Origin of the sequence: Dapis purpurea BLCC-M126, from assembly GCF_050015975.1 — a bacterium.
In the GTDB taxonomy this organism is placed as follows: domain Bacteria; phylum Cyanobacteriota; class Cyanobacteriia; order Cyanobacteriales; family Microcoleaceae; genus Trichodesmium.
The window spans coordinates 24,347-44,792 of record NZ_JBNHER010000247.1; the positions used below are offsets into that span (position 1 = coordinate 24,347).

Here is a 20,446-nt window from a genome sequence, read left to right on the forward strand (position 1 = left end):
AGAAATAAATTAATCAATTGGATAATTCTGTGTAGCCTCAGATAAAATTGGTATAATCAGAAACAAGTTATTAGCTGCAACTGTTTTAAGTTAGTGATTGAGGTAAGGCAAAAGGATAAAGATATGAACCGAGAACAAAGAAGAAAAGCAGCCAAAAATAAAAGTCAAAAACTAGCAGAAAATAATCTCCCAGAAAATGCCTTATCCTATGCTTTGTCTTTTCACAAAGGTGGGCAACTGCAAGAGGCAAAAGTTATCTATGAAAAAATTATTCAGTCGGAACCAAATAATTCTCAGGTATTAAATTATCTGGGGGTACTTAAAGCACAAATGGGAGATAATAACAGCGCCATAAATTTAATAAATAAAGCTGTTAATCTAGAACCTAATAATTTTGGCTACCTCAATAATCTTGGCAATACTTATCGCGCTGCTCAACAATTAGATAATGCTATTGACTCTTATCAACGAGCAATTCAACTAAATCAAAATTCTGCTGACTCTCACCTAAATTTGGGAATTGCTTTGACAGAAAAAGGAATCATAGAAGAGGCGATCGCTTCCCTGGAAAAAGCTTTAACTATTAATCCAAATCATCCGCGAGTTAATATAACTTTGGGGGATATATTTCAAACTCAAGGGAAGTTAGATGAGGCAATATCTTCTTACATAAAAGCTATTTCTATAGTTCCCAATAATTTTGATGCTTTATCATCTTTAGGCATGGCATTTTATCGCCGTGGCAACCTAAAGGAATCACAAAAAGCTTATCAACAAGCATTAGAAATTAATCCCCATTCCACAGAATGTTTGACTAATATTGCTGCTACTTTTTATGAGCAGGGAAGAGTTGATGTAGCTGAAGCTTGTTATCAAGCTGTTGTTGATTTAATTCCTACTTCTACTGATGCTCATATAAATTTGGGTTTTCTATTAAACCAACAGGAAAAACATGAGGAAGCAATTAAATGTTATAAGGCAGCATTGGAGCAGGATAAAAATTCTGTTAATGCTGTGGCAGGTTTAGCAGAAATTCTAGGAAAAAAATCTGAGTGGGAAGAAGCAGTTAAGCTATATCAGAAAATTATTAAACTTAATTCTAATTCTGCCGATGCTTATTCACAATTAGGAATAGCTTTGCGAGAAATAGGTAAATCTGAAGAAGCGATCGCTGAATTTGAAAAGGCTATAAATATTAATTATAGACATATTAAAGCTTATGCTCATCTGGGTTTAGCTTTGCAAGATGTAGGGAAAAAATATGAAGCTGAATCAATTTTTGACTGTTCGGAATTAGTGGCTAAATACCAGTTTGTGGATGTAGAAGGATGGGAGAATTTTGCAACTTATAATAATGACTTAAAAGATTACATTGTTCGACATCCTACTCTTTTAAAAGATCGACCAGGTAAACCCATAAATAGAGGTAGTCAAACCTACGAAATTTTTACAGATAATAATCCTGTCATGGCTGCTCTGAGCAAAAAAATTAATAGTTCTCTCCATGATTATTTTAGTCGTTTTACTGATAACTCTAATTATCAATTTTTCCAGAATTTACCCTCAGATTGGAAGTTAAGTGGTTGGGCAGTTGTTTTAGAGTCGGAAGGATTTCAAAATTCTCATATTCACCCTGAAAGTTATTGTAGTGGTGTTTATTATATTCAAGTTCCGAATACTATAAAAGAAAATAATTCTGGAGCAGGTTACTTAAATTTTGGAACTTCTTTTATCTCAGAGTTGGATATGGAAAATCCAGATAAATATAAAATTAAACCACAAGCAGGATTATTGGTAATTTTTCCTTCTTATTTTTGGCACTCTACTATTCCATTTACTGGAGATAGTGAAAGAATTTGTATTTCATTTAATATGATTCCTGTGGGTGGGTAAAATTATCTGAGGTTTGGGTAAATACTAATCCTATATTAGAGATTAGAGAGAAGTTTAAATATAAATCAATTTTCTTGATAGTCTCAAATCAAATAATTATGGGGAAGTTTACTGAAATTTTCCTACTTGGTTTCCCTCAGATCTAGAGATGAAAAATCAGGAGAAATATAAGTTGAGACTCCCACCAGGATGATGAGTAATTTTTCTCTATTATTTTAGCGGTTATACTATTCCATTTATTGGAGAGATTGACCGAATTTGTATTTCATTTAATTTCATTACTCTAGACTGAAATTTTCCTACTGGGTTTGCCTCGGAGTTAAAGATGGAAAATCCAGAGAAATATAAGTTGAGACTCCCACCAGGATGATGATTAATTTTTACTTCTGATTTTTACATTTGCATTTCATTTAATTTCATTCCTCTAGATGGATAAAATTCTCTGAGGTTTGGGATAAATTTCAATATAAATAAATTTTATTGATAGTCTGACATCAAATAATTCGGGATTTGGTTACTAAAATTTTCCTACTTGGTTTCTCTCAGAGTTAGACAGGGAAAATTAAGAGAAATATAAGTGGAGACTCTCATCAAGATCATGAGTAATTTTTGCTTGTGATTTTTGGCATTCTACTATTCTATTTACTGGAGAGAGTGACCAGACCGAATTTATATTTCATTTGATTTTATTAGTTTCAGCAAATACTAATCATTATCTTAAGTAAGCAAGTCTTAATGATGAATATTTTTGTATATTAACTCACCCTTGAATATTCTGACAGTACAAATATATGGGAAAAATTTTGCCAGAGTATATTCACAATCAGTCGAATTTTATATCAAGTTTAATGATATAAATACTTAACTTATAGTAGAGTTGATTCTAACTTGGTTTCAGATAAATCTATTAGATATTTCCATAGATTAAATATAGCCCTTTGCAGAACAATTAGGTACACAGATTAAAGGCATAATCTTTTGAGAAAATTAATTTTTTTTTACTCATTTTTATCAATGTACTAGTTAGTCATGCAAAGTTCTGTATTCATTTTCGAGCAACCCTTGTGCAGACGTTCCATGAAAAAAACTCTAAATTCTTTTTTACGCTTATGTAGATTAGAGAAGCAACCCCTAAAAATTTTTCTTTAATCAATTTCTATTGATTACTTGCCAGAGGAAAAAATATCTTGGTAAGTATTACAAAGAAATATTTTTTGTAGAACCCAAATATTGATATACTCTTCTTAGTTAATATGGAGAAATTTTGTGGATTTATCGCTAATTCCAGCTCAACCAAAACCTGGACTCATAAGTGTCCTGATAGAAATTCCTGGCGGAAGTAAAAATAAATACGAGTTTGATAAAGATTTACAAGCTTTTGCCCTTGACCGTGTACTATATTCTTCTGTACAATATCCTTATGATTATGGGTTTGTCCCTAACACCCTAGCAGATGATGGCGATCCCCTTGATGGAATGGTAATCATGGATGAGCCAACATTTCCAGGATGTGTTATTGCAGCAAGACCTATCGGAATGTTAGAAATGATTGATGGAGGAGATAGAGATGAAAAAATTCTCTGTGTTCCAGATAAAGATCCACGCTATACTGAAGTTAAATCTCTCAAGGATGTAGCACCTCATAAACTAGAAGAAATAGCCGAATTTTTCAAGACCTACAAAAACCTAGAAAAAAAGGTGACAGAAATACTTGGTTGGAAAGATGTTGAGCAGGTAACGCCATTAGTAGAGCAATGCATTAAAGCGGCAAGCAAGTAATATTCATTCTAGTATTTTCGGAATTACAAAAAATTTAGGGGTGGGTTTTCTACAGATTTTACTCAAATGAAAACCCACCACTACTTTTTAAAAAGACCAGTTAATTTTTTAAAAATCCTGAATTTATGGCAGTTATTGTTGGTATATAAAATAAGGTAATGGTAAGCAAGGAGTAGGAACTAAGAAGCAGGAAAATTTTAATTCTGCTTGAAAGACTACTTTCTCCTTCCCTGTGATAATGAGTTAATAACTAAAAGCTGATAGCTGACTGCTAAATTCTAAATGAAATGCTTACTTTTTATGTAGAAATTATCAATTATTTCTTCTTTCCTGTTTCCTCTTTTATTTTTCCCTACTCCCTACTCCCTTGACTCTAAAATTTCAGCAAATAAAGCTTCATAACTATCTAAAGCACTTTTAGAACCAAAATTTTCCTCTGCATATTTTCTCCCTTTCTCACCTAGTTGCTGAAGTTTTTCTGGATTTTCATATAATTCTAAAATAGCTTGTGCCAAAGCATCAGAATCTTCTGGAGTAACCACTATCCCACCGCCACTTTCTTTGACAACTCTCATTGCTGTACCTGTATCTGGAACAGAAGCTATTATTGGACGGCCACTAGCAAGAATAACAGGAATTTTTGAAGGTAAATTAAAAGCAGTAACTGTCTTTTTCTGGATTACTAAACCAACATCAGCAGCAGATAACATTTCTGGTAATTTTTCTCGTGGTACTAAAGGAAGTAAAGTTACATTATCTGCTTGATAATTATCACAACATTCTTGCAATTGTTGACGCGCTTTTTCTTCCCCTAAGATGACAAAAGAAATTTCTGATTTTTCTTTGAGACTAGCAGCAGCTTTAACTACTGTTTCTAAACCTTGAGTTAAAGCAATATTCCCAGAATAAACAACTACAAACTTATCTTGAAGATTATGTTCTGCTCGGAAAGAATTATTTTTATCCAGAGGTCTAATAAAATTAAGGTCTACCCAATTAGGAATACAAACAAGTCTGTCTTTAGAAACTCCTTGTTCAACTAAAGTCGTGAGAAAATCTTCGGCAATAACACTAATCTTAGCAGCTTTGAGATAAGCTAACTTTTCTACTGCTTGAGCTATACTTAATATCCAACTACCCTTTTTCACTAAGCCAACTCTTACCGCAGCTTCAGAAACAATATCTTGAATATTTAACACCACAGAAGAGTTAGAAAATAATCCGTAAAAAGTAACTGGTAAAGAAATTAATATAGGAGGAGTCGTCGCAAAAATTATTTCAGGTTTCCAACCATTAAAAGCTTGCCATAAACTAGACAAAATAAAACTACCATCTAATAATAGTCGATCTAAAAGTCCTGGTTTAGAACCTCTCACGTGGATATAACTACGTTGAACTGTCACACCATTTTGTTCTTCTGTCAGAAAAAACTTCCCTTTATACTCATCATAAACTTTACGTTCAGGATAATTTGGCATACCAGTTACTACACGAACTTGATGTCCACGTTTAGCAAAGCCTTCCGCAAGTTCCGTCATTAGGGGTGCAATACCAATTGGTTCTGGGTGATAGTTGTAGGAATAGATAAGAATACGCATAATTTAATTAATTATTGTTGCTACTCTGCAAATGTATTGATACAGTTTTACAGCAGTCAGCCATGATGTAAGCTGTCAGTTTTATTAATGAATGAAACAAGGATTTATTTAACTTCTACTACATCAAAGACAATGAAATTGATAATTGATAGCTTACCCTGAATTCTACCCATACTTTCTAATTCTCTCAATACTAATTTCTCCATCTCAAGGTAATAAAGCTAATAGCTGAATTGGTTATTTCTAGATGTTAAGCTTCAGTGGTTTATCCAACTCAAAAAATATCTGTATGTTTCATCCGATAAAATTCTTAAAGTCATTTATTTGAACTAATTTTTGTTGACTACTGAAGTAACAATTCTCAGATTGTGCTAAAACAATTCTCAAACATAAAATATCCTCATATGATTAAGATTAAAACAAGTCAAACTTAAATCCATAATCATTTAATTTATAGCTATAGCACTACCCATTTAGGTGTTTGACATTTCTAAATACTGAAACTCATTCATAGATTAATTTTTACTTTTGCCTTTTGACTTTATTAATTGCGCGTAGTGCTGTAAGAACTTATGGAAAAAAGATGGGTACAAACAGGAAATATCAAATTCCTACAATGAGTCAATTGGTTTGAATAACTGAAAATTTTAAAATATCAACACCTTAACGGTAAATATCTTAAATCATTCTAGTAGGCTCCACTACTTTTCTCGAATAGAATTGCTACAGTCCTAATAATTAACTTTATGTCATACATTAGACTCCAATTCTTTTGGTATTTTAAGTCCAACCTAATAATATCTTCAAAATCCTTTACTTGAGAACGACCATTCACTTGCCATTCTCCTGTCATGCCAGGTTTAACATCTAAACGTTGCCATTGAGGAACTTCATAACGCTCTACTTCATCAGGAGTTGGAGGTCTAGTTCCCACTAAACTCATATCTCCTTTTAATACATTCCAAAACTGAGGTAATTCATCTAAACTCTTTCGCCTCAAAAATCTACCGACTTTAGTAATTCGCGGATCATTTTCATTCTTAAAAATTGCACCTTGAGCTTGATTTTTGATTTTACTCTTAAGTTGTTCTGCATTTACACACATAGAGCGAAATTTCCACATTCGGAAACGCTTTCCCATCCAACCACACCGTATTTGACCAAAAAATATAGGACCAGGACTATCAAACTTAATAGAAATAGCTATTGGTATAAACAAAATACCTGTAATAAATAATCCTACCAAAGCACCAACAATATCAATCAGGCGTTTCACCCAAGATTTAATCGAAGGATGAGTCACAGGTAGTTGATTTTCATCAGTTCTACGATTACTTTTTACCTCTGGTTCTGTTGATTGTTCAATGATTAAAATCTGATCTAATCCAGTTAGGGAAAATACGCCCATAACCTGAGAATTAACATCACAAAGGACAAAATCTGTATTTTTTTCCCTTGCTGTTTTGAGATTTGTTACTAAGGAACCAATACCACAGCTATCTATAAAATTGGTGTTACTAAAATCAATAATAATTTTGCCTGTGGTATTTTCTTCAGAGAAAAGTTGTTGGCAAGTTAACTTAAATGATTCTGCCTCTGAGACAGTAAAACGAAGAGGCAAATTAATCACAGGAGTTTTTTCTCTAAAAGTTACTTCCATATCTGTTTCTGAGGTTTGGCTGACCATGAAATCCTGGTTCCTATTTTCTATAAGACTATAGTATTGTTGTTTTGTGCAAGAGTTATTTCTTTGAAGATGAAAATTTGAGGCATCTTACTAGAGATTCTCCTGGCATAATAAGCTTCATAATTATTACCAAATTATGCTTAAGCGATGAGATAAAAATCACTTAAATGGTTAGACCACCCTCTAGACTAAAATTCTAGTCTAATCATTAGTAATGACTTAATACTAATATACTATCTCTAATAGATTAATCTATACCCACTACCTTATAAGAATGGAATGTATTTAGATGATGTATATAGCCACCAAGCCAGATTACCATTTATATTAATTTAGTTATATCCCTATCATAACACCAAAATAACCAGGATAAATTTGAGTGGGTTGTTACTTCTGAACAAGTCTAGTTTTGATTACTTTCTGGCTAACCCACCCAATATTTTCTGTCTAGTTATATATATTTTCAGAACGTGAAGTTTCACGACTTCCTTTAACTCTTGCCTTGGCTTTACCTGCACTACGTTTGAGAGCTTGAAGTCGTGCTTCATATTTTGCCCTCTGCCGTTTTTTGGGAGTTTCTTCAATTAGAGTTTTCAGAGCACTACCTAAACTTTTATAAGCATTGGGAAGTGAATAACCAAAGCGAGTGGCTAGAGCGATCGCTTTATCATCTGCCTCTATTGCCTCTTTTAGATTGCGTTCTCCGTTATTTTTCTGATATAGTCTATACCCAGATACACCACACAAAGCTAAGGCCAGAACTAAAAGTAGACCATCCTGTACCCATAATTCACCAACAGCACCCCCCAAACCAATTGCGAGGGCAGCCATTTCCCAACCATCCCTAGGAATTGTATCGTTTTGAATTCTGGCCACTTCATGCCAGAATAATAAGTTACGTTGGTCTAATGCTAGTTGTTCCCAACGTGCTAGGTCAATAGATATTTCTACTTGGTCTTTGCCTATTTCCTCACTGCGAATCAGTGTCGGATTAACTTCAATGGACTTTTCTACCATTACCCAACTTTGTAATTCTGGTGGTAGTAAGCCTTTGAGACGACGAATTTCACTCATTTCTGCTCTAGCAGTAGTAGTAGCATAAGATGTCATAGTTTGTTTGAGTCCTATAGATTTTTCAACACATATCATCCTTTCTTTAAATAGTTTACCGTAAGATTTCGGACTGTATGTTTTCTACTATTGCTGACCAGAAAATCACGTCTCATGCCTCCCCTTTAAAGAGGATAAAAAAATAAAATTCAGTATTTTCTTGTCTCTTACTTCAGTAGAATGTAATCTTTGGTAACTGAATATCGGAGCTATATTAAAGTTGAGTGACAAAATTTTAAACATCTCATCTGAGATATCTGTCTGAAAAAAATATCCAACTACAAAAGTTTTGAATATTTTTTGGTCTATATTCAATCACATTAATTAAACGTTTGGTAATTGTATAGCAATATAATTTGAGTTGTGATATATTCGAGATTTTTAGGGTAACAGGGAACAGAGAAGAAGGAAAAAATGTATATAAATTAATAAGATAACTGCTACAATCTATTCTTTCAAGAAACACTTCAATTCTTAGAGATGATTCCTGATTGCTATATATTAGTATCTGTACAGCTTGCGTTTCATTTCCTCATCAAATTTCCGATGTTTCTTAGTTAACGATAAGTATTGAACATTTTCAAAGACAAAAAAATCTGTTCGACCATAACTATAAACTGACATAAAGGGAGGAAATTTTTCATTAACAAATACAAGTTCAAAGCCAGTATTTTAAAATCCTAAGTATAGAAAGCTATAGCCTAAAAAAAAAGAAAAATATTTTTCTTTTTGCCATCATTTACTATAAATATTTTAGCGATATTAATGTCTTGTCAATTGGTTAATATTGTCTATATCAGGCATTTAGTCAGAAAATTTTGCCTATATTTCTACTATTTATGCTTAACCTAGTAGCAATTAGGTAGCGATCGCCACTAATAAAATAGACAAATATAGAAGTTATTTCATTCAATCATTGAATTGGGGGTAGAAGATGAGGGGCATGGATATGAGGATTCAATCTTTTTACTATCGCTCTGTTGCAGAGCTGGAGAATTTTTTTTATTTTCCAAAAACGGATAATTTTTGTCAGTTAGTAGTAAATTTTGGCAAGATAATCGAATTTTTTATACTACTAAATCTTTGTGAAATTAGACTTAAACAAATTTTCGTGAAAATACTTTTATAGCTTTTAGAAGCTATAAAAGTATTTGGGAAAATAAATGGTATTTTATTGATAATTATAATCAAGGTTTCCTGTCGCCTCTGAAAAAGATAGGCAACTCACTGTACTTCTATTAGCACATCTTAAAAAGACTATTAAATAAGTTAATCTTTTAAATCACTATCAATGAGAACTGCAATAAAAAGTGCAGGTTCTTTACCATTATTTACCCATGCGTGATTAGTGCCTCGTTGAACCACAACATCAAATGGTTTTAACTGAACTTCATCATCATCTAGTAACAGAGTCACATCTCCTTTTAGTAAAATAACATAATCTATTGTTTTTGTTTTATGCATTGCAGGATGTCGAGTTGTATCAACTCTGTCTTGAGATGCACCTATTTGGGCAAAAACTATAGCTGTTAATTCCTCAAGCTTTTCCTTTGGTATTCCCTCTGGAGTAGGATTTATGGCAAAATATCTAAATTTGGTTCCTCCTTTTGAAGGAGACAAAAGTACATCAATATCAGCTCTATCAATTTCATCAAAAGTATTTATTTGATTTCCATCAGTGTTCCATATTTCAAATAGTCCTCCGAATTCCTCACCTATCGATCTTGCTGGGAGTCCATCAATCATAATGATTGATTTACCATCAGCGTTATGTCCGGTAACAATTCTTCTCAATCCTTCCATAACTTTTGTTTTTAATAATTAATAACTAAAAGATTTGCCTAGATATTTTAGATCGTTAGTCTTCTATATCTAGTAGGATGTTGAGGTATTTTACTATAAAAAATTTATTTGCTGAATACTCACTTCAAAAAATCTATTCAAAAATCTAAAATGCGTAGTTCTATAGATATAGTGATTTATTGTGGAGGTAGGCAACACGCAACAGAAAATTTATCTAATTCTAGGGTTTGAAAGGAACAGTATTTGGTTGCCCACTTAACTTTTTTGAATCACTACTTGTACACTACTACCGTCAAATGTAGGAAGAGCAAAGTTTATAGTAAATTAAAATTTTTTCTATTGTTCTACCTCAATGCTTAATATTGTTAAAATTATCGAAATTTTTTCTGTGACAAAATCTGTGGATGAAATGGAAGTTGCTTTCTACTTCCTGAGTTGGAAAAATTATCTCCTTAGCTGCGAGTAATACCAGTTTGAAAAAAGAATGCTACGAAAAGGTAGCTTTTGATCGGATGTGCTGAAAAATAGCTACTCCAATTCATTTTAGATAGTTATATCTATCGTTTTCCCTTTTTTTTTGAATGTTTATCCCTTCTTGCTTCTTCCTTCTTCCTTCTTCCTTATTTCTACCATTTGTAGCAAACATTTATAAAATTGGTATAACTGAAAATCAGTAAATTCCCAAAATTATCGGCATTTTTTCTATGATAAAATTTATAGATAAAATGAAAATTATACCCTATTTTTTGAGTAAAAAAAAATTAGTAGAGCAAGTAAAACTCACTCTACTATCTCCCAAACTAAAGTCTACAATTTAGGAATTTTTCCTGCCCAACAATCTGTCAATTAAACCTTAGCCTCTTCCTTAACTAATTTATCCCAACCTAAATCTTTCAAAGCATTATTTCGACGCAACGGACGAGTTACTAACTCCAGAATATCACGAGCATTTGTAAACCCATGAATTTGAGCAAAAGTAAACTCAACAGACCACTTAGTATTAATACCCCGCGCCTCCAAAGGATTAGCATGAGCCATACCAGTAATTACCAAATCTGGTTCTAATTCATAAATCCTTTGAATCTGATTATAATTATCAGGTTTCTCAATAATCTTTGGCAAAGGTGCACCCATTTCCTGACAAGTTTTTTCCAACATTTCCAACTCAGCCTTTTGATATCTTTTATCCATATAAGGAATACCTATTTCTGGGCAAGTCATCCCACAACGAATCAAAAAACGAGCCAAAGAAATCTCCAACAAATTATCACCCATAAAGAAGACAGACTTACCACGAATTAACTGAATATAGTCTTCTAAATTCTCCCAAATTTGCTTTTCCCTTTCTTCTAAACCTTGAGGTTCAATCCCAAAAACAGAACAGATTTTTTCAATCCAAGCTCTACTTCCATCAGGTCCGATAGGGAATGGCGCACCAATTAATTTACACTTCCGACGCCGCATTAAAGTAGTAGCAGTACGACTCAAGAAAGGATTTAAACCTGCGACATAATATCCTTCTTCAATAACTGGTAATTCGGTGTAACGTTTAGCAGGTAACCAACCAGAAACTTTAATTCCTTGCTTCTTCAATTCTAAAGTTAACTGAGTTACAACTGGGTCTGGTAAAGAGCCAAATAAAACCAAAGGTGGATGGTTCACATATTCAGATTCTTCCACAGCAACTTCTTCTTTTTTTCTGCCAAAACTTAATAGTTTTTGGATGCCAGTTCTTTCTTCTTTTTCTGCTTCTAAAACTTGTTTCGGACAACGAGCTGCCATTGCTGCTAATACTGTATCTTCCCCTTGAGTAAAAGCATAATCCAAACCATTAGCACGAGCAACTACAATTGGAATGCCAATTTCTGACTCTAATTTAGGAGCCAAACCTTCCAAATCCATTTTAATAATTTCAGTTGTACAAGTGCCAATCCAAACTATTACACTAGGGTTCCTATCACGCTTAATTTGTAAACATAAACGCTTCAATTCATCATAATCATTTAACTTAGCTGAAATATCACCTTCTTCCAACTCAGCCATAGCATAACGAGGTTCAGCAAAAATCATTACTCCCATGGCATTTTGTAAGAAATAACCACAAGTTTTAGTGCCTATTACTAAGAAAAAACTATCCTCAATTTTTTGATAAAGCCAAGATACACAACTAATCGGACAAAAAGTATGATAGTTGCCTGTTTCACATTCAAAAGTTAAAGCTTCAGGTTGAACAGCATTACTCATAAAAAATACTCCTATTTATCAACATTTTTGGGAGAAAATCAATACTTACAAATGGAAAAATTGACTACTCCCTAGACGAAAGTTACAGGGATTAGTTGTAGGGGTTTAGTTACGAATGGAGAATTGATAATTGATAATTAATATCCAAGAGTTTAAAGCCTCTCCTTTTAAGGAGAAAAAAAAGAACAGGTAATTTCCTTATCTTCAATCTGATGGTTTTAACCAGAGGTAATTATCCATTATTCATTATTCATTATCAATTAATGAAAAACCCCTACTCCTACTACACAACGGGATAAATCAGTTTGAGAGCTTTCTTCTTAACTGACCAAAGAAATATCTTTGGGGAATCCTTAAAATGCTCCTACAAAGTCGGCTGAACTCTAAACCTAGCTTTGGTGGTTACTTTTCTGATAATATTTGCTATTTGCAGGAACCTTACAGTCTGTATTCAGATGCTAATTATTAACACTTTCATACAAGCTGCACTTCCCTCTTCCTGTTTCCCTGCGCGACATGAAACGCTTTTGCGCAGCACTCAGTAGGAAAGCTTATCAGAAGGACTTAGGTTTCTCATCATTGGATTTATTACCATAAGTAGCTAGATTCTCTCCATCTAAACACTAGGCAATAGTTGTATAACTCATTTTGTTTTTCTATAAAGAATATGGATATATTCTTCATCTAACTGAGCTATTCTATCTTTGAGTCTAGCCGTAAGAATTGGTACAAAATCTGAGTTTTGGAACAGTCAATATTCCTATTACTTAACCCAATAACCGTTCAGGATCATTATTATTAGAAGACTTTTTATCTCCAGCTAAAGAATCTAGATCGGCCTCATCCAAATTTAAGTCTTCTCCATCCAGGTCAAGATCAAAGTCTCCTAAATCATCAATTTGATTATCATCTCCTAATTCACTAAGGTCTATATCATCTAGATCATCTGAGGAACTTTGACCAAATAGATTTATATCTTCATCACCAAGCTCATCTAGTCCTGACTCGTCTAACTTAGCCGATGTATCCTCAAATGGATCGGGAATATCTTCTGCTAGAAAATCGGAGCTATCTTCTCCCAGATCAAGATCATCAGAGTTATTTCCATCTAGATCCTCAAGGTCAATATCTCCCAAATCATCATCAGCTTCAGAGTCAGAATCTAATCCCATATCCAACTCATCCACTGCCGATTCCATATCCAAATCCAAATCATCATCAGCTTCAGAGCCAGAATCTAATCCCAAATCTAAATCATCATCAGCTTCAGAGTCAGAATCTAATCCCATATCCAACTCATCCACTGCCGATTCCATATCCAAGTCCAAATCATCATCAGCTTCAGAGTCAGAATCTAATCCCATATCCAAATCATCATCAGCTTCAGAGTCAGAATCTAATCCCAAATCCAAATCATCCGCTGCCGACTCCATATCCAAGTCCAAATCATCATCAGCTTCAGAGTCAGAATCTAATCCCAAATCCAAATCATCGTCACTTTCCAGTTCCAAGTCTGACTCACCTTGGTCATCACCAGGGAAATCATCCGAATCTTGATCCAATCCCGCAGCCAATGCTACTCCTCCAGCTAGAGCTGCTGCTCCAGTGATTGCTGCTGCTGCTGCAGTACCTAAATCATTAGAATCCTCAATTGTATCTGGCATAAGTGGCTGTTCCCCCGCTGGTGACTCCATAGCATCCTCACTTGGAGTATCCAAAGGCGATATAGGTGTTGATTTGTCTGAGGGAGAACCAGATTTTACACCTATGGCAATGTCAGGGTCAAAATTTAACTCTAAAACCTCTACTAAACTATCTGCATCTGCCTTAAGTTTAGAGAAAGGTAACATTAATGCTTCTAATTCTGGCTCCAGGGCATTGAGAATTCCCAGGATAAGGTATGATACAGGTCTTCTCCCTCCATCAGGAGTTTGGACCGTATTTTGTTCTGTCATGTGTAGTATTAACCAAGGGCGATTTTTTTGGTAATACTCTAACCATTTTTGTTTGAGGGACGTTGATAATTCTTTAAAGAAAACCATAATCTTTATATTCCTTATCCTGAGAAGGGCTAAATCTATTAAACCATCATCAGGTCAAGCTCTTCATCCTCTGAGATAACTTGAGGCTTACTGGGATTTAAGTAGAAATCAGATAGAAGGGAGAACAAATCACGATCTGGAGATTCGTTGGGTACTACTCCCTCTGGTAGGGCCAAAATTTGGTCGGCGATATTCAGGTAATAATTACAAACGTATTGAAGAGAAGGATCGGTTTCGGCCATTTCAAATAGTGTTTTGCCTTTGACACGAGAAACTCGAATATCTTCAATGAGTGGCAAAACTTCCAGCACTGGCATTGGTACGGCTTCTACATACTTATTAATCAGATCGCGTTTGGATGTACGATTCCCTATTAGGCCAGCTAAACGTAGGGGGTGGGTACGAGCTTTCTCTCGCACAGAGGCGGCAATGCGGTTAGCTGCAAATAGGGCATCAAAACCGTTATCTGTGACAATCATGCAGTAGTCGGAATAGTTGAGTGGTGCGGCAAAACCACCACAAACTACGTCGCCCAATACATCAAATAGGATGACGTCGTATTCGTCAAAGGCGTTTAATTCTTTGAGTAGTTTTACTGTTTCGCCAACAACGTAGCCACCACAACCTGCTCCGGCAGGAGGTCCACCTGCTTCTACACAATCTACGCCACCATAGCCTTTATAGATGACATCTTCTGGCCAAATATCTTCGTAATGGTAGTCCTTTTCTTGCAAGGTGTCAATAATTGTGGGGATGAGAAATCCTGTGAGGGTAAATGTACTGTCGTGTTTTGGGTCACAACCGATTTGTAGAACTTTTTTACCACGCTTGGCTAAAGCAACTGAGATATTGCAGCTTGTTGTAGATTTACCAATTCCACCTTTTCCATATACTGAAAGTTTCACTTTTTTTCTCCTAATAATATTTAGAATTTAGAATTTAGAAGTAATCTTTTACCCCAAAATCTGGTCTCAAATCTCCTGACTATTCCAGGAGGTACTGATAACTGATAACTGATAACTGAAATTACCTATTTGCTTAATTCTATAAATCTATTTTTTTGGCTTCTCAATGGAATTATGGTCTAACTTGAATACAAAAAAAAGGGGGGCAAAATTTATAAAATGCTCTAAAAGTAATTATTTAGTTTTAATTTTTTCTAAAATTTATTTTTTGTATCTACAGCTATAATTAGTCTTATTTTAGGAATTATTAAATAATTTATTTAATTATCTAAATATAAAAAGTTACAATATTAAAAAATATGGACAATAGGAGGAATTAAGGCAAAATTTTTCTGCTGAAATCTAAGTTATCAGAGACTTTGAGACTATAATTTATATCAACTTGAATTTGAGTATTGAATTATGAGCTTCTGGTAAATTCAATTCTTAAGGGGAATAATCAATCGAGGTTAATTTTTATAACAAAAAGTTTGATTAGCCCAAGTAGATTTTTATGTAAATAGTAATTAGTACTCAGCTTTTCAAGATTTACTGATAGTGGAGAAATTAAACCCTAGGATTTTTAGCTAATGGCTAAATGCTTCTTGTAGAGTATGACAAACTGAAAAGCTGATCACTAGTTAATTCTGACTCCTTCTTCAATCAGAATGGTCGAACAATTACACTGAAATAAAATCCAGAATCTTGAGCATTATTGCCACGATCATCTATGTGTACCAAAGGCAAACCATAGTCCAAACGCAGATCGACCTGTGGCACAGGTTGCCAAATCAAACCTATTCCAGCTCCGGCCAAAAATCTTTGGTCTGGTAAAAACTCATTATTAGGATTACTACCATCATTCCAAACAGCTCCGATATCTATAAAAGGAGTAAACTGTATCAATGGCAAACCAGACTCATCTCGATAAACCGTAATCCTGTCTTCAATAGAAAATCGAAAACCATTATCTCCAGACCTAACATTCTGACGATAGCCCCGTAACGACAAACCACCACCAATAATAAATTGTTGATATGGCAACACACCAGTTGAGGACAATTGCAAATCTCCCTGGACAATCAATAAATGACTACCACTTAATCTTTGTACCCTTTGTACTTGGCCTAGCCAACTAAAGAAATGTCCATCAGGTTGTGGATCTTGCCTGACAGTAGCATCAAATAAACCAGTACCAATATTGAATTGCGATCGCAAAGCCCAAGCACCTAGTTGGTCTCGACGAATATAATCTTGTCCCAACCTAATTACTGTACTGCTATTAATACCATCATCCTGAGTATCATTTGGATCGGCAAAATTAAAAAGTTCATCGTTGAGGAAAGTTTTTGTGCGCTGATAACTCAAACCCAAAGATAAAGCCAACTCTTGTCTAGGATTTCTCAATATAGGTTGACGGTAACTAAACTCATATACATCTGTTGAGCCACTAATATCGAAATCCTCAAAATCTTGACCAATTCTATTACTGTTAGGTGCTGCTCTTACCTGCAAAGTACCATTCATGGCATTAATAGGCAAATTATAAATAAAGTCAAAGACATCTGATTCATCATCAAACAGCCTAGTGGTGTTATAGGATGCCACAAAAAAATCACCCCGCCCAGTTAAGTTCCGATGTAGTGCAGTCCAACCAACTCGTTCTGAACCTACTGTCGGAGGAGAATAGTTATCACTATTCATACTCAACTCTAAAGGATTTGTTTCTGTGACACGAACAATGAGAATACTCTCCCCTGGTGTTTCACTAGCTCGCAAACTAGCTTCAATATTTTCAAATAAAGGATTGGATCGAAGTAACCGTAGTTGATTTTCTAACCTAGCAGTGTCCAATGGCTTTCTCACCCCAAGTCGTATCCGACTTTTGATATAGGAGTCCCGTAATCTTTTTGTGCCTTCAATTTGGATTTCTCCCAAAATCCCTTCTACAACTTCAATCGTAACTACACCCTCGTTAATAGTTTGGGGAGGTAAAAATGCTCTTGAGGTAATATAGCCACGTTCTAAATAAATTTCGGTAATTTTATCTGCTACTTCCCGAAGTTCTAATAGAGTGACTAAACGTCCTTCTAATGGCCCAACGAGGGTATTAATTTCTTCTGGGGTTAAAATTGTACTCCCTGATATTAAAATTCTCTGGACAGGAATTTCTTGAGTTGGTTCATCTGGTAGAGGTTGGGATGGTGGTGGCTTTTGTAGTTCCTGTTCTTTGGGGGTTTCTGGTTTGCTTGGTTGAGGAAGGGGTTGGAGAAAGCGATCGCGATTTGGCTCTGGTCGGGGATTTTCTGGTAGAGTAGTTGGTAGTCTGGGCTGATTTGTTGGAGAATTTTGAGCATAAATTGATTGCCTTTGAGTTAAAGAATTAATCACTTCAGAGGAAGTAAGAGTTTCTTCAGTATTGGGTAAAGTTTGAGTTAATGTTTGTATTTGTTTAATATTTTTTTGTCGAGGATAAGTTTTGGCACGAGCGATTAATTTTATGCCTTCTCTTTTTCTTAATTGAGATATTAAAGTTTTGTGATTAAGGTTTTTATGTTGATGTTTATCAATCAACTTGGGAGTTGATTCTGATGTAAATTTAGATTCTTTGAATAATGAAATCTTGCTTTTCTTAGCTGTAAGTGAAGTTTTATTCAAGAATTTATCCACCTCTGTAGTTTTGGATATAGCTTGATTAGCTAATAGGCAAATAATTATAAATGTACTAGGAATTAATGGAATTATTTTCAACATTGCAATAGTTATAATCTAGGTATTGTCAATTTTACTTACAGGAAAAAGATACTTTATAGTTCTTGAAAATATTGAATAACACCCAGAAAAAAAATTAATATTTTTAGATATAAAATCACTAAAATATCCGCATAAGTTTCCTCTATATTGATTGAGAAGAAACTTATTTATTTACAAGAAATTTATAGGGTGTGCTGAATTCCTGATTTTCTGTCGGCAAATATAAGTTTTTTCTGAAGCCATAGCACAAACTATTTTATTCTGTCAATAATTGTATGGTAGAAAACCAATACTCGAGCATGTTCTCTAAAAATATTTCTTCTGAATTTAACATGAATTTTGAATCATCTGAAAGTACCCAAAAACAAAATTTTGGGCCACGGACTATTAGACCAATTGGAGTAGCCTCACTGCATAGTATTGCCTTTTCCAGAGAGACTCTCTATGCTATTGACAAAAATCGTGGTTTTCTGCTAAAGATTGACCCAAAAACAGATAATACAACAGTTATTAATCCTTATCAGACTGATGAATTTATTGATGTTACAGGCATTTCTATCTGGAAAGACACTCTCTGGTTAACATGGGAAAATAAAATTTATTTTTGTCTCAATGCTATTGGTAATTTATCAGAGGGACGTTTAAGATGGCAACATTTTTTCACTTTACCTTATGCTGCTGATGGAATTGCTGTATGGGAATCAACTGTTTATGTAACTTGTCAAAAATTAGGTAAAATTATAGTTTTTGACAAAAATACTAAAGAACAAATTACAGGATTTTATGCTCCAGGAATAGGGTTTGAAAATATCACGGTACAGGATGAAGAATTGTGGCTTTGCGATCGCGAAGAGCAAACAGTTTATTGTCTAGAAAGAGGAACTGGTAAAGTTAAATTTAGTGTACTGACTCCTTTTGAATGTCCAACTGGATTAGCATTTTATCGCAATTTCACTACTGGGGAACGACAACTTTATGTTGCTTATTCTGGAGATGAACTTTACATTAGGGATGATCCGAACTCGGAACAACAGTATGAATTGAATAAGCGCGATCTCACTTTTATACATCCCCTTTATTTTTATTACAATGAACAGGAAAAATATGCTGTTTCTAATGGTTTTTTAATTGAGATGTCTTATGTGGAAGAATTAGAACCATTAGATGAAATCTTTTTAGAAGATGTGGAATGGCGTATTGCTTTACCTTCAGAAACTCATCGTCAAAAAGTTAGGGAAATTTCTCCTATAGGAATGCCTTTTACTGAAGAAATTCAAGATGGTCAAAAAGTTGCTGTTTTTCGATTTCAACCATTGCGTCAAAGTGAAAGACGGATATTTGGTTGGAAAGCTTTATTAGAAGTCAGGGCAATTAAGTACCAACTTCAACCTTTTAATGTAGAAAATATTCCGGAAATTCCACCCGATTTTCAAGAAAAATATCTGGTAGATAATGATAATTTGGCAATGGATAAGGAAATAGTTATTCGAGCTGCAAAAGATGCTGTTTTGAGAGAAAATAATCTATTACGTCAACTTTTGAATATTCGGAATTATGTCTACGATCAACTTTCTTATGGAGTAACAGCTAAGATTGATACTCCCGATATTGTACTGGAAAGAGGTATTGGTTCTTGTGGAGAATATGTAGGATTACTGTTAGCTTTGGCACGATTAAATGGTATTGCTTGTCGTACAGTAGGTCGCTATAAATGTCCAGCTTTTGCTGATAGAAAAGGTGTGCCTTTAGAACCAGAGTTTAATCATGTATGGTTAGAATTTTATCTACCTGGTTTTGGTTGGGTGCCTATGGAGTCAAACCCTGATGATTTACAGGAAGGTGGTCCTTATCCGTTAAGGTTTTTTATGGGGTTGGCTTGGTATCATGTAGAAATTGGTAAAGGAATTAAGTTTGAAATTATGAAAAATAAAGGAGTTCCTGTTAATAAGGAAGAAGTTTCAATTGGTAATTTGGCAATTAATCATGTTAGATTTACAATCTTAGAAGAGTTACCTGCATTAGCTGAAGTCAGAAGTTAGAACTTAGAAGTCAGAAGTTGGGTAGATGGTAACAGGGCAAACGCATCTTATTTTGAAATTCTGACAGGGCAAGGATATCAGACTTATAAATATTTATACTTATTATCTCTCTAAAGCTTAACGGCAGAAGTTTCTAAAATTTAGATGGGTTTGCCCTGGAGATAGTAGGGAGATTGTATGCAAAGTTTTTCATTAATTGATAATGGATAATTACCTCTGGTTAAAACCATCAGATTGAATCTAAAGAAATCTTATTAATGGATAATTGATAGTGGATAGTTGATAATGAAAACTATCTCGGATTATTAATTATTAATTAATAAAAATTATCTCTCATTATCAATTGTCAATTATCCATTGGTCAACAGAGGCTTGAAAATTGGTAATAGTTGCATACAAAGTCTCTAGAACGTAGTAGTTATGGTTCAGTCAGAATGAAAATAAAAAAGACAAAAGTACTTGATTAACTTGAGAACCGCTGTAATATTTTTATATTTAGGGAGTTCATTAATTGATAATTGATAATGGATAATTGATAATTACCTCTGGTTAA

The 20,446-nt window shown here is 34.1% G+C and carries 11 protein-coding genes; 3 read left to right on the forward strand and 8 right to left on the reverse strand.

Annotation, left to right across the window (positions count from 1 at the left end; all coding sequences use genetic code 11):
• The first annotated feature begins 123 nt into the window (after positions 1-123).
• Positions 124-1,893 carry a tetratricopeptide repeat protein gene (locus ACP6PL_RS22225; protein WP_426547458.1) on the forward strand — a complete coding sequence of 590 codons (1,770 nt, stop codon included), beginning with the start codon at positions 124-126 and terminating at the stop codon, positions 1,891-1,893.
• Between the two features lie 1,266 nt (positions 1,894-3,159).
• On the forward strand, positions 3,160-3,672 hold the full coding sequence (locus tag ACP6PL_RS22230; RefSeq protein WP_426547459.1) for an inorganic diphosphatase: 513 nt from the start codon (positions 3,160-3,162) through the stop codon (positions 3,670-3,672).
• 359 nt (positions 3,673-4,031) lie between these two features.
• On the opposite strand, the gene ACP6PL_RS22235 is transcribed toward ACP6PL_RS22230, so the two are convergent.
• From ACP6PL_RS22235 to ACP6PL_RS22270, 8 genes are all read right to left on the reverse strand, one after another.
• On the reverse strand, positions 4,032-5,270 hold the full coding sequence (locus ACP6PL_RS22235) for a glycosyltransferase family 4 protein (RefSeq protein ID WP_426547460.1): 1,239 nt from the start codon (positions 5,268-5,270) through the stop codon (positions 4,032-4,034).
• Positions 5,271-5,958: 688 nt separating this feature from the next.
• On the reverse strand, positions 5,959-6,957 hold the full coding sequence (locus ACP6PL_RS22240) for an anti-sigma factor antagonist (RefSeq protein ID WP_426547461.1): 999 nt from the start codon (positions 6,955-6,957) through the stop codon (positions 5,959-5,961).
• A gap of 447 nt (positions 6,958-7,404) precedes the next feature.
• On the reverse strand, positions 7,405-8,067 hold the full coding sequence (locus ACP6PL_RS22245; protein WP_426547462.1) for a DUF3318 domain-containing protein: 663 nt from the start codon (positions 8,065-8,067) through the stop codon (positions 7,405-7,407).
• A 1,269-nt stretch (positions 8,068-9,336) separates the two neighbouring features.
• Complete coding sequence (locus ACP6PL_RS22250) at positions 9,337-9,870, reverse strand: cupin domain-containing protein (protein ID WP_426547463.1); 534 nt, start codon at positions 9,868-9,870, stop codon at positions 9,337-9,339.
• 846 nt (positions 9,871-10,716) lie between these two features.
• Positions 10,717-12,114, reverse strand: a complete 1,398-nt coding sequence (locus ACP6PL_RS22255) for a ferredoxin:protochlorophyllide reductase (ATP-dependent) subunit N (RefSeq protein WP_426547465.1) — start codon at positions 12,112-12,114, stop codon at positions 10,717-10,719.
• A 767-nt stretch (positions 12,115-12,881) separates the two neighbouring features.
• The gene (locus tag ACP6PL_RS22260; RefSeq protein WP_426547466.1) at positions 12,882-14,156 is read right to left on the reverse strand and encodes a DUF5331 domain-containing protein; all 1,275 of its coding nucleotides are present in this window, start codon (positions 14,154-14,156) and stop codon (positions 12,882-12,884) included.
• 38 nt (positions 14,157-14,194) lie between these two features.
• The gene (bchL, locus tag ACP6PL_RS22265; RefSeq protein WP_426547468.1) at positions 14,195-15,061 is read right to left on the reverse strand and encodes a ferredoxin:protochlorophyllide reductase (ATP-dependent) iron-sulfur ATP-binding protein; all 867 of its coding nucleotides are present in this window, start codon (positions 15,059-15,061) and stop codon (positions 14,195-14,197) included.
• A gap of 702 nt (positions 15,062-15,763) precedes the next feature.
• Positions 15,764-17,854, reverse strand: a complete 2,091-nt coding sequence (locus ACP6PL_RS22270; protein WP_426547469.1) for a ShlB/FhaC/HecB family hemolysin secretion/activation protein — start codon at positions 17,852-17,854, stop codon at positions 15,764-15,766.
• Positions 17,855-18,186: 332 nt separating this feature from the next.
• Here ACP6PL_RS22270 and ACP6PL_RS22275 point away from each other — a divergent pair, with 332 nt between their 5' ends.
• Entirely contained in the window at positions 18,187-19,893 is a 1,707-nt protein-coding gene (locus tag ACP6PL_RS22275; RefSeq protein WP_426547470.1) for a transglutaminase domain-containing protein, read from the forward strand.
• Positions 19,894-20,446: the final 553 nt, after the last annotated feature.

Excerpts from the sequence above, each read along its gene's own strand:
- ACP6PL_RS22240 (WP_426547461.1), bottom strand. The coding sequence starts at position 6,957 with ATGGTCAGCCAAACCTCAGAAACAGATATGGAAGTAACTTTTAGAGAA.
- ACP6PL_RS22250 (WP_426547463.1), bottom strand. The coding sequence starts at position 9,870 with ATGGAAGGATTGAGAAGAATTGTTACCGGACATAACGCTGATGGTAAA.
- ACP6PL_RS22255 (WP_426547465.1), bottom strand. The coding sequence starts at position 12,114 with ATGAGTAATGCTGTTCAACCTGAAGCTTTAACTTTTGAATGTGAAACA.
- ACP6PL_RS22245 (WP_426547462.1), bottom strand. The coding sequence starts at position 8,067 with ATGACATCTTATGCTACTACTACTGCTAGAGCAGAAATGAGTGAAATT.
- ACP6PL_RS22235 (WP_426547460.1), bottom strand. The coding sequence starts at position 5,270 with ATGCGTATTCTTATCTATTCCTACAACTATCACCCAGAACCAATTGGT.
- ACP6PL_RS22225 (WP_426547458.1), top strand. The coding sequence starts at position 124 with ATGAACCGAGAACAAAGAAGAAAAGCAGCCAAAAATAAAAGTCAAAAA.
- ACP6PL_RS22275 (WP_426547470.1), top strand. The coding sequence starts at position 18,187 with ATGAATTTTGAATCATCTGAAAGTACCCAAAAACAAAATTTTGGGCCA.
- ACP6PL_RS22260 (WP_426547466.1), bottom strand. The coding sequence starts at position 14,156 with ATGGTTTTCTTTAAAGAATTATCAACGTCCCTCAAACAAAAATGGTTA.
- ACP6PL_RS22270 (WP_426547469.1), bottom strand. The coding sequence starts at position 17,854 with ATGTTGAAAATAATTCCATTAATTCCTAGTACATTTATAATTATTTGC.